Genomic DNA, 15,571 nt, shown 5'->3' on the forward strand with positions numbered 1-15,571 from the left:
GAATGGGGAATTTTTGTTTATTGGTTGGTAGTTTTTCCCAGCAACAAACAATAAATAATCACTAACTACTAACTACTAACTACTGCAAGGGTGAAGCATTTGGGTGACTATTTTTCAGTTTGATCGAAAGATTTCTTTCCAAATGCTTCGCCCATACTTTTATTTCCCCATTCCCTAAAAATTAGTTCAGTTGGAGAGTCTTGGGTTCACCAAACATGTGAATTGTATCAACAAATCGAGCAGTTTTCGACTGGTTGGAAATTACCAAGCTTTGAGTTCTGGCTCCGCCGTTGAAGAAACGTACACCATTCATCAGATTACCACTGGTAATGCCGCTAGCAGCGAACAGAACAGTTTCACCAGATGCTAGTTCGTGAGCATCATAGACCTTATCGGGGTCATTGATATTCATCGACTTTAAACGATCGATGTTAGCTTCTCTACTTTCTCCAATCAGACCTGTTTTGACTACTGCCGGATCGTAAATCAGTTGACCTTGGAAGTGTCCACCTAAAGCACGCATTGCAGCTGCCGAGATTACACCTTCAGGAGCCGCACCAATACCCATCAGAGCGTGGATATTAGTTCCAGCAAAACCGCAGCTTATAGCTGCACCCACATCACCGTCTGAAATTAGGGCGACTCTCGCTCCAGCTTCACGGATTTCTTTAATTAAATCGTTGTGGCGTTCGCGCTTCATGACCACGATCACAAGTTCTTCAATACTCCGATCTAGGCACTCAGCGAGAATCTTGAGGTTTTCTGTTGCTGACTTGTTGATGTCTACCTTGCCCTTAGCCGCAGGAGGTGCTGCTAACTTCTTCATGTAAAAGTCAGGAGCTGCAAATAATCCACCCTTTTCAGAAATTGCCAAGACAGCCATCGAACCAGGTTGTCCATAAGCTACCAAGTTCGTACCTTCACAGGGGTCAACGGCGATATCAATTTCAATTAGTTCATCAGGGTTACAGAAATTTGCAGCATCTGGTTGGGTACAGATACCAACTTCTTCCCCGATGTATAGCATCGGTGCGTCATCGCGTTCGCCTTCTCCGATAACGATGCGACCACGCATGTGGATTTTATTCATCCGCTCCCGCATAGCTTCCACAGCTACCTGGTCAGCGATATTTTTTTCGCCTTTGCCCATCCATTTCGAGGAAGCGATCGCGGCTTGCTCTACTACTTCAATAATCTCTAACCCAAGTGTATTTTCCACAGAGTCTGCCCTCTCAACTGCTTGAATTTCCGCCGCTTTATCTGGCTATTTCAGTCTTCAAGTCTACCAAAGGGCGGATACACGTGGAAGAAAGTTAAGTTTTACTGCTAACTGGTTAGAAAAGTACCATTTAGCACATCCTTATTTTTCACTCATCCAACTCCAGTATAAAACCTGTTTAAAAGTAACTAAGTTAAAAACTGCAAAAATTATTTAGCAGTAAATATTTTAGAATATTGCTGTTCTTCAGTGTTTATATTCAGGTATAAAATAGTAAATAAAAAAATTAGTAAATTCACTAAAAACTGAAAAACGAAGCGCAGAGTAAATAGCTTGTCAAATTGAGAGGTCAATAGTGTTTATCGACTACATCACACTCATGTTGATCAATATGGTAGCTGGGCTATTTCTACTGGCTGACTATGTGTATCGTGGTATAGATAGTTCTAATCAGAGACAGTGGATTCCCGGTTTTGGAATTACGGGTGCGATCGCACTCACAACTGGTTTACACATGAGTTTCACTTGGCCCATTATTGGTAGCTTTAATATTGCTTTCGGTGAAACAAGTGTCTTATTTGGAATCTTGTTTGTTGCGGCTGCGGTTTCTCTTGCTCAAGGTTGGGATTTATTGACAATAGCAATTTACGGCTTCTTTGCTGGTCTAGTTGCGATCGTAGTGGGTTTCCGCATCATCAACATGAATTTGACTAAGCAACCGCTTTTATCGGGAATTGGCTTTATTTTAACTGGCTTAGGTGGTATTTTTGCAGCGCCAACCCTCTACTGGAAAACCAACCGAACCTGGCGGTTAATTGGCGTAGCAGTGCTAATAGTAGCCGCTCTAATTTGGGCATTAACTGGATATTTGGCTTACTGGAATCATTTAGAGGGTTTTCAAAAGTGGGTTCCAGCGCCGATGCGGTAAGCAATGATCTAGGCTAGAGACATAGTTAAAATCTTGCTTAAGACAATATGCTGGACTTTCTTAATCCCTTATTAAATCGCCATCCAGAACGAGTTAAAGCCAACGTAGAGCTTTACACCTGGCAAACTTGCCCTTACTGCATTCGTGCCAAGATACTGCTGTGGTGGAAAGGTGTAAATTTTACTGAATATAAAATCGACGGTGACGAAGCAGCCAGAGCTAAAATGGCAGAACGCGCTAACGGTCGACGTACCGTACCGCAAATTTTTATTAATAACCAGCACATTGGTGGCTGCGATGACCTCTATCAGCTAGACACACAAAGTCAACTCGATCCCCTTTTAGCCCAAGCCGCTATTTAGAAATCAAATTAATCTCCAACAGTTAAACTGCTAAATTGTTTAGCCTCAGATTTCTAGTAAAAAAACATCCCATCTCTGGGGCTTACATTTGTGCGCCCCAAAAAATCTGCAAATAATTTTGGATCATTTATTTTTTGGAAACCCCTCTAGATTTGCGGGGTATATGCTTTTTCTTTTTTGATGAAAATTCTAGATCGCAAAGACGCGATAAATTGCCGTCAAGATGAAAGACTGAATTATTGTAGAGACGGCGATTCATCGCGTCTCTTGTCTTAATCAAGGCAAGCATAATTTTAAAATTTTTATATTGATAAGAATATGCTAACTAAATACACAGAATATCTTATACATGAGCAATGGATGAATTGTGCCTTAGAATTAGCAAAAGCAGCAGGTGATGCAGGTGAGGTTCCCGTAGGTGCTGTTATCATTGATTCAACAGGCAAATTGCTGGCACAAGGAGAAAACAGAAAAGAACGCGACAAAGACCCTACCGCCCATGCGGAAATTCTCGCTCTCAAGACAGCTGCAACAACTTTACAAAATTGGCATCTTAATGAATGTACCCTCTACGTAACTCTTGAACCGTGTCCGATGTGTGCAGGTGCTATTTTGCAAGCGCGTCTCGGACAACTTGTATATGGAGTAGACGATACAAAAACTGGCGCAATACGTACAGTTATTAACATACCCGATAGTGCTGCTTCTAATCACCGTCTCCAAGTCATTGGAGGCATTCTAGAGTCAGCTTGTCGTCAACAATTACAGGCTTGGTTTGCTACTAGGCGGCGTAAGGTAAACTAACGGACAGAGGTAAAACTGTCCATCTAGTACGACACAAGTCACGCAAGAGAATCTACGGTGTAACTAATCAGGCTTTTCGTTAAATTTTTACCCGTCAATCAGCTGCATCCGTCATGATGGAATTTTACTCTTCATCCGATCCCTGCCAGCGCCCACCAGCAAATCATCAGGTAGCTGGTACTACCTCAAGGGTTTCTCCTTGGTTAAGTCCTCTGGCATATTTATTAGGTCGTCACTGCCTATTACCATTATTCTTTGGACAAATTAGAATAACCGGACAAAAAAATATCCCTACAACTGGGCCTATTATCCTCGCGCCTACTCATCGGGCACGTTGGGATGCATTACTTGTACCCTACGCGACTGCTGATTGTCGCAGAGAACAAGACCTGCGGTTTATGGTGACAATTGACGAATGCCAAGGTTTGCAAGGCTGGTTTGTCAAACGTTTGGGGGGGTTTCCTGTAAATTCTAAGCATCCGTCAATCCGCACACTGCGACATGGAGTTGAGCTACTTCAGCAGAAAAAAACCCTGGTAATTTTTCCAGAAGGTAATATTTTTCGTGATGGCCAAGTTCACCAGTTGAAGCCGGGAATTGCTCGTCTTGCTTTGAGTGCTGAATCTAGTCATTCTGGGCTGGGAGTGAAAATTATACCCATAGGTATTAATTACAGCCAACCTTATCCAAATTGGGGTACAGATGTCAGTATTGACATTGGCTCCCCAATTAGAGTAGCGGATTACATGAGTGGTTGTATAAAACACGATGCCAAAAGCATCACAACTGATTTAGGAAAGGCACTGCAACAATTAAGTCATCAAGAAACAAAAATTACTAATCACGCATTTGCAGAAATTACTAATTCTTGATCTTGTCAAAAGGCAAAAGTCCCAATACTGCCTCTTAACCACTGACCGTGCATGATTAAGAAACTGCACGTTTTCAATATTTGACACTAATTGCTAACTAGCTATATCCATCCTGAATTAAGTCACTAAAGATTTAGTGCTATTTTGCAAGCTTTGAGGATGTATACATATATAGATTACTCCCTATTGACAGGATATTTAGCCAAATTGGCATTTTTTTGAGTAAATAGCTAATAATTGTCTGCAAACTACTGAATCGCTTTAGAAGAAACATTTTTGCTACTTCAGTTAGATAGTTACAAGGTGGTTGCGAGTAAACCGATGATTGGAAAATCAGAGTAATTAACGTGTTAACCCAGCCCACCGTAGTATCGCTCATCACGAAGATTTAAGTTAGTTACTATACAAGGGCAATGGGAACTCTATTAAAGCGATTTTCAGTCCTAAATCAGAGATACTTAGGATGTAACTTTGCTTTGTCCAAAACCAAAACAGAGTTAAGATACCCGAAGTTTCCATAACTTTTTATATAGTTGTCGCACTAATTGATCCCATGAACACTGCTGCCGCTGTTACCTTGATGCACCGTACCCTTTTATCAGTCATAGCAGTCCTCAGCCTGCTATCACCTGTGAATGCTCAGGTATCACAGTCACCAGGCACTACTAGCCAACCACAACCCATTGACCCCAACGATCCTAATAATCTGCGCCCCATAACCCAAAGTAACAGCCTTTTGAGCATTGAAGGTGGCGATCGCTTAGTAAAAGATGCAGAACAAGCTGTTTCTGCTCAAAACTACACCTTAGCTGCTAAAAAGCTACAAGAAGCACGTCAGGTTTATAATCAGCTATCTAATTTTTATCAAGAGTTAAATTCTAGCTTTTCGGGAATTGACAACAGAGTTTCTGATTCTCAGCGTCAAAAAGCTCTATTAACAGCCCAAAAGCGGGATGAAGCCACCTTTCAGCTAGCATTGGTACATCGCGCCCAAAATCAACCAGAATTAGCTGTGCCGTTGTTGGTTCAAATAATTAAGAGTCAAAATCCGACACGAGATTTAGGCAAGAAAGCCTATAAACAGTTGTTTGAGTTGGGTTTTGTTGATTCTCCCTATCCCAGAGAAGGTGGTACTTCATCTTCCTCCTCCCCAAAAAAATAAATTAAATTTTTGTTGCCTCTTTTTCCCATCTCCCTTATCTCCCTAACCAGTCGCTTGGGAACGCCCCAGTGCTAGGATAGAGCTATCCGCCATTGCCAAAACCTGAGCGTTCTCAAAAATACACCTCAGAGGTGGGTTTATCTACAGCCTTGCCAAAACCTGAAGTTGGCACGGGCATTTACTCCATATCTGTTAATAATAGAAAAGTAAGTTTTTTCAGGAATTGCGATGATTAGTCCGCAGCAGGTTGAGGCAATGATCAAGGCGGAACTGCCAGACGCACAGGTTCAGGTGCAAGACTTGACTGGTGGCGGCGACCACTATCAAGTGACAGTAGTTTCATCGCACTTTGCAGGTAAAGGACTAGTGCAACAGCACCAGTTAGTTTATGGTGCGTTGGGTCAAGCTATGTCAACTGAAGCGATTCATGCCTTGGCGGTAAAAACATACACTCCTGAAGCTTGGCAAGCTACAGCAAGTTCCTAAAGTTAGGAGTATAGGAGTTAGGAGTTATAAAATTTTTAACTCCCGAATCATCATCGTTGAATGCAACATAGGAAACACAAATACCATGACACCAGAACTCAAAGAGAAAATTGATAACTTGCTAGAACAGAACAAAATTCTAGTTTTTATGAAGGGAAACAAGTTAATGCCCCAATGTGGTTTCTCCAACAACGTTGTGCAGATTCTCAATACCTTGGGAGTTCCCTTCGAGACGGTTGATGTTCTCTCAGACTCTGAAATCCGTCAAGGAATTAAAGAATACTCTAACTGGCCGACAATTCCCCAAGTGTATATCAATGGTGAATTTGTTGGCGGTTCTGATATCTTGATTGAACTTTACCAAAAAGGTGAATTGCAGCAAAAGGTAGAAGTAGCACTAGCTTCCTAATGTTTCTCTAAGCAAACTAGAGGGAATACGCTCAATTTGCGCTTCTTTATCTAGGCTATATGCCATTTTTAATGTCCTTGAGAGGAGAGACACTATTTATCTCCCCTTTCAAGGTTTTTTAATAGGTTTTAGACAACAATCCCCTCAGTCGTATTGGCAAGACCAATATAGGGCTGAGGGGATGCGTTTAATCAATACAATATCTCCAAAATCTCACACCACGGCAACCCGTTGACCAATACAGATAATATGCTATAATCATCTGCGGTAATTAACGGTTACTATTAATGACCAACTAAATGGTACTTAGTAGTAATCTGGTTGTGGCTGTGGTTGCGGCACTGCAAAGTTTGACCCATCGTACAAGTAGCGGCTGGCTTCCTCTTCTAGACGATGAATCAGATAAGGTTCAATAACGTTGCTATGTCGCAGTGCGGCTAGATATCCATCCAAATACATCCGCATATCATCCGTGCGATAACCGCGATTCCATAACTCGACGAAGGTGTCGGTGAGTCTTTGGTAATAGCGGATGGTTTGTGTGTCTTGGAGCATAACTGCTGTATTAATCTCTTTGGAATGAGAATTGTAAATGATTCACGCTCAAATGTGAAGTGTAATTTCACTTTGGCATTAATTCAAAGTCAACACATCTACTTTGGGTACTACCCCTAGCAGCTACAAGCTACTTTAATCCTATTCCAGAAAACATCGATTCTAGTTATCTGCTCAGTTATTTGTCTGATTTTCATATTCAATGGCACAATTGTATTGGTGTTATATTCCTGGAGAGGGCAGTAATTTTGCGGAGAAATCTACTTTTACCATCAGGTTGAAAAGCTGTTGTATTAACGTTTAGCTGATTGGTTATAGATATTCCCACATTACACCCATTAAAAGCAGAATGTTAAGTTACAAGAATTTTTGATACGTCTAACAACACTGCTGAGAAATTTAATAAAAATTTAATAATATTTCTAATCCCCTATCGGCAAGGCATAAATTAAAGATATTGCCACGTTTTTTATGAGGAAATGTAAAGCTAATAGCAGTTGAAGTAACAAAGGCTACAAAACCTTAGAGATGGGCTTGTTACTTTGAAAGTCATCAGACGCTAAGGGGTCTTGCCGCCGTGGGTTCGGTTTGTATAGAAATCATTGAGGGGAATCCCCATCTGAGGTCGTTGTTGGGTTGGCACTTGCAACAGCTGGAATACCGTGTGCATCAAGCTGCCAGTATTTATCAAGCAAGGGAAGTATTTTTAAGCCATCAACCAACACTGGTAGTATTGGATGCAGACCTGCCCGATGGTGATGGCATTGAGTTTTGTCGTTGGTTGCATCGTCAGCAGCAACCTCTAATCTTAATGCTATCTGCTCGTAATAGTGAAGGTGATATCGTCGCAGGTTTAAAGGCGGGTGCAGATGATTACCTGAGTAAACCTTTTGGGATGCAAGAGTTTTTGGCACGGGTAGAGGCACTGATTCGCCGGAAACGCACACCTACTGCACCAGCTTATTTGGATTATGGCACTTTACAAATAGATTTAGTCCAGCGCCGTGTCCGCTTCCAGGGGGAGTTTATCGACTTAACGCCCCAAGAGTTCAGTTTGTTGTACGTCTTGGCACAAGCTGGAGGAGTACCTCTGAGTAGGTCGGAATTGCTGCGTCGTGCTTGGCCCGACGCTATCGATAACCCTCGTACCATTGATACTCACGTTTTATCACTGCGGAAAAAGGTTGAACTTGATCCTCGCCAACCAAACTTGATTCAAACTATCCGCAATGTAGGATACCGTTTTAACATGGAAATTTTGAATACCAATATTTCACAATCACAAACAACAAAGTTAGCTAGAGAGAGATTTAATAATCAACGTTCAACACTTACTAGTAGTCAAGTGTGATGGGGAATTGGGCATTGGGAATTGAGAAAGTAAGATAACGACTCTTAACTCCTGTCTCCTAACCAATTCAAAATCTAAAATCCAAAATCTAAAATCCAAAATCATCCTGAGCTTCTGCTTGAATTAAGCTTTCTCGTAATTCAAGCCAGTCTATCTCAGAGACTGTTTGATTTGCGGATAAACGACCTTGTTCTAGGTGTAATAATCGAGTACAAAACATTTGGGCAAGTTCCAGTTGGTGATTTACCATCAGAATCGTGGTTTGATGAGTTTGACTCAACTGGTTTAAGACTTGCATTAGATGAGAAGCTGTACCAGTATCAAGGGCAGAGGTTGGCTCGTCTAATAATAATATTTTAGGCTGGATGAGTAAGGCACGGGCGATCGCTACTAGTTGTCGTTGTCCAGCAGAAAGTTGTACCTCAGTTCGCCCTAACCATTCATTGGGAATGTGCAGTTGTTCTGTCCAATAACTTACTTGTTGCTGAATTGTCTGTTTGGGCAAACCACGCAAAACTAAAGGATAAGCCAAAGCTTGCCCAACTGTCATCCCCAACAGCTTTGACTCTTGCAATACAAGTACAAGCATCTGGCGTAGCTGGATGACAGGAATTTGGCGATATTCTTGATTTTCTAGATAGATTTTGCCACTGGTGGGTTCAATTAGGCGGTTGATGAGGCGTAATAACGAAGTTTTACCAGCTCCTACTGACCCTACAATGGCAATACGTTCGCCCTGAAATACTTCCAAGTCAATATCTTGCAATATGGGATACCCTTGCTGATTGCCTGGAAGTTGGGTTTTCAGCTTTGTAAACAGATTAACTTGCTCTAGCCTGAGTGTTACCTTATTCAAGGGGAGTGGGGAGTGGGGAGATGGGGAAGCAGGGGAAGCAGGGGGAGCAGGGGAAGAATGAACTACTGATTGATTCTTGAGCCATGCCCCATGCCCTATGCCCAATGTCCTATGTCAATTTTAAGTTAATTGTGCAGTAGTTAAGGCTGTAGCGATCGCCCAGCCATCGACTAATAGTAACAGCAGTGTGAATCCTAGTAAAATCAGGTACATCCACGGCTGTGCTAAAGGGCGAACATCTGTAGTATCAATGCCTGTCTTTGCTTGGACAATTTGCACGAAACGGGCAAATCCAGCTACACGCATTGGTAGTAAATAAGCTTTTCCATCCTGGCTGAGGAAGTAATAAACTAACCCTCCTTGACCAGTGGTGCGGGGTTTTAACTCTTTCACCTCTGACCAAGGTAAAAACCAGCCTTTACGAAAAAATCGGGGCACCCAAGCGGGGTAAGTAACCTGAATTCCCTGGTCATCTACCATTACTTGTTCAGTCAATACCGCGTACAAGGCAACTAAACCGATGCTAATCCCTATCCACAAAAATTCTGGGGGTACGGGTGCGGCTGTTACCTGCGATAAAAAGGGTAATGGGACTGTGAGTGCTATGTATAGACTCAGCAGCGTTATCCGAATTAAAGGAGACAGACGAAAAATAGAAACTGAGATATTGGCTGAGTTTGCTGTCACGGCTTAATTACAATGCTTTTCTTCATTGTAGGGTAGGTCTATGTCTTAGCTGGACTGTTGAAATAAGGTATGCCACTTTAACAATTCGTAATTCGTAATTACTAATTCTTTAAGGTAAATACTTTTGCACTACAATCCAACCAGTAAGGGATACCCAGGCAAATCCTATAAACAGAATAATATTTATGCCGATATGTAAGGGTCTAGCCCAAGGTCGTCTGGTGCTAATCTGTGTGGCGCTGAAAGCAGACAGTAAAACTAATGTTACGACTATCAATCCAGCGACCAAGTGTGAGGAGTGACCTAAAGAACCAAAGTGCCCTAAAGTGCCAACAATACCGATCGCCAGCAATAGTAACACTAAGCTGACCATGCTGATGCCCATTGTATAGTGGAGCGATCGCACCCCTTTATTTCCGCCCATAAATGGCGTAATAAAAGGAAATTGCTGCGAAGTTCTCGCTCGAAACATTAAAACGCCGGTGATTGCTAACATCAGATATGCCAGCAGGGACAAACCCATCGACCAGGCCGCTATTTTCCACAACCAAAGAAATGAAGGCAGATTCATAAGAATGATTGTAGATGAGAGTGGGCAGTGGGGAGATCAGGAGAAAAAGCGAGAAATTGCAACAAGTCTTTTCCCTTGTCCCCAACTCTCCTTGTTTCCATGTCCCATGCAATACTTTTCGGATAAACCCAACAATCTCTCTTTTGGTCTGGGTAAAGCTTACTGGTTTTGGGGTAAAGGTAAATTTAAACCCTTTCCCTTTCCCCTTTCCCCCTTAACCGAAAAGTATTGATGTCCCATGCCCAATATAAAAAGGGCTACCGAATTCAGCAACCCTAAAATTTAGTCAAATTGTTTTTTTTAATGAATAGCTCCTAAAGAGCGACTTGTAAGGGTTTTATACTATCTCCAGTGTTTGTATTAATTTGCTGCACCAATGATTTGGTATTAATAGGGTCTTTTCCAGATAATGAGTCTGTATCAAACTCATGAGTACTGGTTTCTTCGAGCATCAGGCGATCGCACGGAATCTTATCGGATAAAATTGCACTTGCCATCATCCCTGTATGAATCTCCAATTGACCTTTTCGTGGAGCTTCAAAAACTAAACGTTGTCCAGGGAAAACAACCCTTTCAAAGTACCAGTTGGGAATATTGCAGATGCGAGCCACCTGTATTTTGCTCGTGGCATTAATGTAGCAGCAGAGAATTTTTCCCGATTGCTCTGGTGGTAGAGGATCTAATATTTGAGCCATAACTGCTGAGGAGCTTTACGCCACAATTTTACATTACACGAGGCAAGCCTAGCACTCACTGATCCCCAGTTGCTGTAACTGTGAATACCAACTGTGTCTTTGGAGATTATTTCTTCCTAAAGATATATTTTTAGTTATAAAAATTTTGTAATTTTTTGTGGCTTTTTCGGAATTATACACTATACACAAAAGTTTTTAAGATTTTTATCCTGGTATTAAAGCTTTAATTCTCTTAGAGCAGATAAGACGACGATCCCCTTGCTTTTCGCCTAGCGAGTAAGGGAGTTTTGCCGTTTCATCTATCTCAGGATTAATAGGCTGGGATCATCGCTTAATGAATAAACTCAATGTTATGGTAAAGCTATATGAAAAATATCTTCATAAAGCCTATCTATAAATTCTATGTATGTTTTATGCATAGCAATTTTAGCGTTTCCTGCAATTGCTAATATTAATTTTCTCCTTACCAGCAATCAAATGAAATGTCAAGGGCGATTGTGATAATTAAAACCCAATAAAACAAGCACATACTTTAAAATTGGATGTTTTTCTCGCTTTCTCCAAAGATTGGCAAGATGGAAGTCAAAACACAAATGATGGAAAATCGAATTCTTTACGTTCGCCTTCCTTGTAACCCCATCTTTCCTATTGGGGTTGTCTACTTGAGCGATCATGTCCATAAGCAGTTTCCTAATATTGCACAGCGCATCTTCGATTTAGGAACGGTGCCACCTTTAGACTACAATTCTGCTCTGGATCGCTGTATCGATGAATTTAAACCGACACTGCTAGTATTTTCTTGGCGGGATATTCAAATTTATGCCCCAGTTGGCGGACGTGGTGGCAACCCACTGCAAAACGCCTTTGAATTTTACTACGCTAAGAATCCTCTATTAAAACTACGTGGTGGATTGGGCGGTTTACGAATTTTCATCGCTTACTATGTAGAGTTATGGCGAAACCAGGGCTTAATCAAACGCGGTTTAAAGCGTGCCCAAAAATATAATTCTAATGCCCGTGTCGTTGTCGGTGGTGGTGCAGTTAGCGTATTTTACGAACAATTGGGTAAAAGCTTACCCCAAGGGACAATTATTTCTGTGGGTGAAGGGGAAACCCTGCTGGAAAAACTTTTAAGTGGCAAAGATTTTCGAGATGAACGCTGTTATGTTGCGGGAGAAACCCAACCACGAAAACGCCTGATTCACGAACAACCCACCCCACTAGAAAAAACAGCTTGTAACTACGACTATATCGAAACCATCTGGCCGGAATTTAACTTTTACCTGCAAGAAGAAGACTTTTATATAGGTGTACAAACTAAGCGTGGTTGCCCCCACAACTGTTGTTATTGCGTCTATACGGTTGTCGAAGGCAAACAAGTACGCATCAACCCAGCAGATGAAGTAGTTGCTGAGATGCGCCAATTATACGATCGCGGCATTCGCAACTTTTGGTTTACCGATGCCCAATTCATCCCCGCACGAAAATTTATCGACGATGCCATAGAACTATTGCAAAAAATCGTCGATTCTGGTATGACAGATATCCACTGGGCAGCATATATCAGAGCCGACAATTTGACACCCGAATTGTGCGACTTGATGGCGAAAACCGGGATGAATTACTTTGAAATCGGCATTACCAGTGGTTCTCAAGAACTCGTGCGGAAAATGCGGATGGGGTACAACCTGCGAACCGTCTTGCAAAACTGCCGTGACTTAAAAGCAGCTGGTTTCAATGACTTAGTTTCCGTCAACTACTCCTTTAACGTTATTGACGAACGTCCCGAAACCATCCGCCAAACCATCGCCTACCACCGCGAACTAGAACGAATTTTTGGTGCTGATAAAGTCGAACCTGCTATCTTTTTTATTGGGCTGCAACCTCATACCCATTTAGAAGAATACGCTTTCAAAGAAGGCATCCTCAAACCAGGGTATGATCCAATGAGCTTGATGCCGTGGACAGCCAAAAAACTTCTCTGGAATCCCGAACCCCTTGGTTCATTCTTCGGCGAAGTCTGCTTGCAAGCTTGGCAACAAAACCCCAACGATTTCGGACGCGAAGTCATGAAAATCTTAGAAGAAAAACTGGGTTGTGCCGACCTAGAAGCAGCACTTTCCGCACCAATAGAAACGAAAGAAAAACAGTTAGCGGGTATATCCTAGAAAACACGAATTCTGATTTTCTCCCCCTCTCTTTCTCTGTGTCCTTAGCGCCTCTGCGGTTATTTTTACCAAATCCCATGTTAGAAGGTTCAATCCTACAACAGCTAGAAACAGCCCATCGCCATACCACCAGGCCAATTCGATTCGGTGTTTACTACAAAAATACCCTAGTTGCCCTGTGCCACGCTCTAGAAGACCATATCTTAACAGATGACGGTACACCCCTAGTTATCACAGCCTTTCAACAGGGGAAATGGTATCTACAAGAAGCTGAACGATATGCAGACATCGCCCAGCGTAGCCGCCAAATTGCCATTATGGCCGCCTCTGAATCTGGCTTTGCTGAACATCCTACCAGCCAGCTACCCAATGTAGACTTAGTAGGATTAGATGCAGGCGATCCAGTTGAACAGGAGTGGCACTTAATTATTTTATCGCCTAAATACACAGCAATGGTAATTTGTCAAGAATTATCAGAAGCTGATTATGGCAGCACTGGAGTCCCGACATCAGACTTAGAGCGGAAATTCTATGGTTTGTGGACATTTGAGCCGGAGTTAGTCCAAGAGACAGCAGAAATAGCGATCGCTCACATCAAAAAATACAACCCAGAACTGGCAAGAAAACTCACAGTTGATAAAGAACAAATTGTACCGTCAATGGCCAGATCGGAAAATTTAGGTGCAGTTGTCTCTCGTGTCGTAGATTACCTCCAAACAGGACAAGATAATTTATCCATCCCCACAGCACCTCAGAAACAAACGCTAGATCGCAATTTGGTTTCTAACGAAATCCAAGCCTTTTTGCGAATGGCGCAACTGATGGATATGGCAGATGTGAACAATCCAATGGCAGCTGCGGAAGTAGTAGTTCTTGCTGAAGCGATCGCCCAGCTTTTGGATCTTCCCGCATGGCAGATTAAAAGATTGCGCTTGGCGGCTTTGCTACATCGCATAGATCCGTTACAAAAAGCAGAAAGCGTTCTCACTGGCGGTATATCCACACGCTACCAAGAAGATGCCCCTAGTTGTCCTTTAACTTGTCCCTTAGTACCAGGGGCACAAGTATTGCGAACTATGCCAAGATTACGAGCAGTTGCCCAAATTATTACTCACCAAAGCGAGTGGTGGGATGGCACAGGGGAACCAGCAGGTTTAGCTGGAGATGAAATTCCCTTAGAATCGAGAATTTTGGCATTATTGGCAGACTTTCAGTGGCGAGTTAATGAGCGAAAATCGTCAAATCAAAGCCGAGAACAGATATTTACTCAAGCTTTAGATGAGTGCAAACAGCAACAATCTAACCGCTTTGACCCTAAACTTGTAGATACCCTAACTTTATTAGTTATGGGTTTACAACAGGGACTCGACTTACCCATCATGACACCCAAAGTCAGCGCCGGTATCTGGATACTGGATTCCCAATGGGATAGCCACAGCAAGATCAGTGAAGAGATTGGTAGTTACTTTACATGAATATTGAAGCCATTAGATTAGGAAAACTCAAACAACTTCCAGGGGCAAATTTAGAAGACGAGGAACTCTCCCGACTGGATTTAAGCCGGATTAATCTTGCTGGCGCTACCCTTGTCGGCACTAATTTCGCTGGTTCTAAACTCGAAGGAGGGCATTTGGAGGGGGCAAATTTGATGGGAGCCAACCTCCAAGAAACTGACTTACGGGCGAATTTGATGGGAGCAAACCTGATGCAAGCAGATTTAACGGGTGCTGACTTGCGGGGTAGTAATTTACGCGGCGCTAACTTGATGGGAGCAAGACTCAGTGATGTGTCATTGGTGGGTGCTTTCTTGAGTGGTGCCAACTTGATGAACGTCAATTTACAAGGCGTTGATTTGCGCGGTGCTGACTTGCGCGGTGCAAACCTGACTAGGGCAAATCTCAAAGGTGCAGATTTGAGTCGCGCCGATTTGCAAGGTGCTTTGTTGAGTGAAGCGAACCTGGAAGAAGCTGATTTGCGGGGGGCGAATTTGGCAGGGGCGAATTTGACAGGAGCTAATTTACTTTGTGCAGAGTTAGAAGGTACAAATTTGAGCGGCGTTAATTTGAATAAAGCGTGTGTGGTGGGTACTGTGGTTGAGACGCTTGCGTAAAGATTGCACCAAAAAGCCCAGTATCCTTGGCTATTGTTAAAATTTTTGCAGATGAAGCAGGTAAAAATTTGTGAGTCTACAAGAAGTTATCAAACTAGCAAAGCAGCTTTCATCTGTGGACAAAGTACGTTTGATCCAGCAAATTGCTCCTGATATAGAACGTGAGTTAACAGAGAAACTCTCTACCTTTCCCCGCCAATCCTTGTGGGGACTATGTGCTGATTTAGGAAACGCACCTTCCACAGAGGAAATTGATATAGACCGTAGTGAAGAATGGGCTAATTTTCCACGGGAGGATATTTGATGCTGCGTGCTGTAGCTGACAAATATGTACTC

At 42.4% G+C, this 15,571-nt stretch carries 19 protein-coding genes; 13 read left to right on the forward strand and 6 right to left on the reverse strand.

From position 1 onward, the window contains the following. Positions 1-181: 181 nt before the first annotated feature. The gene (glpX, locus tag H6G86_RS06915; protein ID WP_190933710.1) at positions 182-1,219 is read right to left on the reverse strand and encodes a class II fructose-bisphosphatase; all 1,038 of its coding nucleotides are present in this window, start codon (positions 1,217-1,219) and stop codon (positions 182-184) included. A 355-nt stretch (positions 1,220-1,574) separates the two neighbouring features. On the opposite strand from glpX, the gene H6G86_RS06920 reads away from it, so the two are divergent. From H6G86_RS06920 to grxD, 7 genes are all read left to right on the forward strand, one after another. Next, positions 1,575-2,147, forward strand: a complete 573-nt coding sequence (locus H6G86_RS06920) for a DUF981 family protein (RefSeq protein WP_190933711.1) — start codon at positions 1,575-1,577, stop codon at positions 2,145-2,147. 47 nt (positions 2,148-2,194) lie between these two features. Next, positions 2,195-2,509: a glutaredoxin 3 gene (gene grxC / locus H6G86_RS06925; protein WP_099102680.1), complete on the forward strand. Its 315-nt coding sequence runs from the start codon at positions 2,195-2,197 to the stop codon at positions 2,507-2,509. Between the two features lie 318 nt (positions 2,510-2,827). Further along, positions 2,828-3,313, forward strand: a complete 486-nt coding sequence (gene tadA / locus H6G86_RS06930) for a tRNA adenosine(34) deaminase TadA (RefSeq protein WP_190933712.1) — start codon at positions 2,828-2,830, stop codon at positions 3,311-3,313. A gap of 113 nt (positions 3,314-3,426) precedes the next feature. After that, complete coding sequence (locus H6G86_RS06935) at positions 3,427-4,185, forward strand: lysophospholipid acyltransferase family protein (protein ID WP_190933713.1); 759 nt, start codon at positions 3,427-3,429, stop codon at positions 4,183-4,185. 553 nt (positions 4,186-4,738) lie between these two features. Continuing rightward, positions 4,739-5,347: a hypothetical protein gene (locus H6G86_RS06940; RefSeq protein WP_041566305.1), complete on the forward strand. Its 609-nt coding sequence runs from the start codon at positions 4,739-4,741 to the stop codon at positions 5,345-5,347. A gap of 228 nt (positions 5,348-5,575) precedes the next feature. Then, positions 5,576-5,833: a BolA family protein gene (locus H6G86_RS06945; protein ID WP_069070136.1), complete on the forward strand. Its 258-nt coding sequence runs from the start codon at positions 5,576-5,578 to the stop codon at positions 5,831-5,833. Positions 5,834-5,918: 85 nt separating this feature from the next. Then, positions 5,919-6,242 (forward strand): Grx4 family monothiol glutaredoxin, encoded by a 324-nt coding sequence (gene grxD, locus H6G86_RS06950; RefSeq protein WP_163928538.1) that lies wholly within the window; start codon positions 5,919-5,921, stop codon positions 6,240-6,242. A gap of 306 nt (positions 6,243-6,548) precedes the next feature. Here grxD and H6G86_RS06955 read toward each other — a convergent pair whose 3' ends face one another. Further along, complete coding sequence (locus tag H6G86_RS06955) at positions 6,549-6,797, reverse strand: DUF6761 family protein (protein WP_190933714.1); 249 nt, start codon at positions 6,795-6,797, stop codon at positions 6,549-6,551. 577 nt (positions 6,798-7,374) lie between these two features. Here H6G86_RS06955 and H6G86_RS06960 point away from each other — a divergent pair. Further along, a complete protein-coding gene (locus tag H6G86_RS06960) occupies positions 7,375-8,148 on the forward strand; it encodes a response regulator transcription factor (RefSeq protein WP_012410259.1) in 774 nt (257 codons plus the stop codon). A gap of 88 nt (positions 8,149-8,236) precedes the next feature. Here H6G86_RS06960 and H6G86_RS06965 read toward each other — a convergent pair whose 3' ends face one another. From H6G86_RS06965 to H6G86_RS06975, 3 genes are all read right to left on the reverse strand, one after another. Continuing rightward, positions 8,237-9,004, reverse strand: a complete 768-nt coding sequence (locus H6G86_RS06965; RefSeq protein WP_190933715.1) for an ABC transporter ATP-binding protein — start codon at positions 9,002-9,004, stop codon at positions 8,237-8,239. Positions 9,005-9,124: 120 nt separating this feature from the next. Next, complete coding sequence (locus tag H6G86_RS06970; RefSeq protein ID WP_190933716.1) at positions 9,125-9,691, reverse strand: hypothetical protein; 567 nt, start codon at positions 9,689-9,691, stop codon at positions 9,125-9,127. 109 nt (positions 9,692-9,800) lie between these two features. Then, complete coding sequence (locus H6G86_RS06975) at positions 9,801-10,262, reverse strand: DUF4079 domain-containing protein (RefSeq protein ID WP_190933717.1); 462 nt, start codon at positions 10,260-10,262, stop codon at positions 9,801-9,803. A gap of 4 nt (positions 10,263-10,266) precedes the next feature. Between H6G86_RS06975 and H6G86_RS06980 the strand changes: the two genes are divergently transcribed. Continuing rightward, on the forward strand, positions 10,267-10,494 hold the full coding sequence (locus tag H6G86_RS06980) for a hypothetical protein (RefSeq protein ID WP_190933718.1): 228 nt from the start codon (positions 10,267-10,269) through the stop codon (positions 10,492-10,494). A gap of 82 nt (positions 10,495-10,576) precedes the next feature. On the opposite strand, the gene H6G86_RS06985 is transcribed toward H6G86_RS06980, so the two are convergent. Then, positions 10,577-10,957: a DUF1830 domain-containing protein gene (locus H6G86_RS06985; protein ID WP_114082788.1), complete on the reverse strand. Its 381-nt coding sequence runs from the start codon at positions 10,955-10,957 to the stop codon at positions 10,577-10,579. A 575-nt stretch (positions 10,958-11,532) separates the two neighbouring features. On the opposite strand from H6G86_RS06985, the gene H6G86_RS06990 reads away from it, so the two are divergent. The 4 genes from H6G86_RS06990 (at position 11,533) to H6G86_RS07005 (ending at position 15,539) form a co-directional block, all read left to right on the forward strand. Continuing rightward, positions 11,533-13,125 carry a photosystem II high light acclimation radical SAM protein gene (locus H6G86_RS06990; protein WP_114082787.1) on the forward strand — a complete coding sequence of 531 codons (1,593 nt, stop codon included), beginning with the start codon at positions 11,533-11,535 and terminating at the stop codon, positions 13,123-13,125. Between the two features lie 77 nt (positions 13,126-13,202). Further along, positions 13,203-14,600, forward strand: coding sequence for a DICT sensory domain-containing protein (locus H6G86_RS06995; RefSeq protein ID WP_190933719.1), 1,398 nt, complete (start codon positions 13,203-13,205; stop codon positions 14,598-14,600). Then, positions 14,597-15,235, forward strand: coding sequence for a pentapeptide repeat-containing protein (locus H6G86_RS07000; RefSeq protein WP_190933720.1), 639 nt, complete (start codon positions 14,597-14,599; stop codon positions 15,233-15,235). The genes H6G86_RS06995 and H6G86_RS07000 overlap by 4 nt, the downstream gene beginning before the upstream one ends. A 70-nt stretch (positions 15,236-15,305) precedes the next feature. Continuing rightward, positions 15,306-15,539 (forward strand): hypothetical protein, encoded by a 234-nt coding sequence (locus tag H6G86_RS07005; RefSeq protein ID WP_190933721.1) that lies wholly within the window; start codon positions 15,306-15,308, stop codon positions 15,537-15,539. Positions 15,540-15,571: the final 32 nt, after the last annotated feature.

The sequence above is a fragment of the Nostoc sp. FACHB-133 genome (assembly GCF_014698055.1).
Lineage (GTDB): Bacteria > Cyanobacteriota > Cyanobacteriia > Cyanobacteriales > Nostocaceae > Nostoc.

Bases quoted from the DNA above. Each gene is read 5' to 3' on its own strand.
- H6G86_RS06980 (WP_190933718.1), top strand. From the start codon at position 10,267: ATGATTGTAGATGAGAGTGGGCAGTGGGGAGATCAGGAGAAAAAGCGA.
- H6G86_RS06990 (WP_114082787.1), top strand. From the start codon at position 11,533: ATGGAAGTCAAAACACAAATGATGGAAAATCGAATTCTTTACGTTCGC.
- H6G86_RS06975 (WP_190933717.1), bottom strand. From the start codon at position 10,262: ATGAATCTGCCTTCATTTCTTTGGTTGTGGAAAATAGCGGCCTGGTCG.
- H6G86_RS06995 (WP_190933719.1), top strand. From the start codon at position 13,203: ATGTTAGAAGGTTCAATCCTACAACAGCTAGAAACAGCCCATCGCCAT.
- grxC (WP_099102680.1), top strand. From the start codon at position 2,195: ATGCTGGACTTTCTTAATCCCTTATTAAATCGCCATCCAGAACGAGTT.
- H6G86_RS06940 (WP_041566305.1), top strand. From the start codon at position 4,739: ATGAACACTGCTGCCGCTGTTACCTTGATGCACCGTACCCTTTTATCA.
- H6G86_RS06935 (WP_190933713.1), top strand. From the start codon at position 3,427: ATGATGGAATTTTACTCTTCATCCGATCCCTGCCAGCGCCCACCAGCA.
- H6G86_RS06985 (WP_114082788.1), bottom strand. From the start codon at position 10,957: ATGGCTCAAATATTAGATCCTCTACCACCAGAGCAATCGGGAAAAATT.
- H6G86_RS06955 (WP_190933714.1), bottom strand. From the start codon at position 6,797: ATGCTCCAAGACACACAAACCATCCGCTATTACCAAAGACTCACCGAC.
- grxD (WP_163928538.1), top strand. From the start codon at position 5,919: ATGACACCAGAACTCAAAGAGAAAATTGATAACTTGCTAGAACAGAAC.
- H6G86_RS06945 (WP_069070136.1), top strand. From the start codon at position 5,576: ATGATTAGTCCGCAGCAGGTTGAGGCAATGATCAAGGCGGAACTGCCA.
- tadA (WP_190933712.1), top strand. From the start codon at position 2,828: ATGCTAACTAAATACACAGAATATCTTATACATGAGCAATGGATGAAT.
- H6G86_RS07000 (WP_190933720.1), top strand. From the start codon at position 14,597: ATGAATATTGAAGCCATTAGATTAGGAAAACTCAAACAACTTCCAGGG.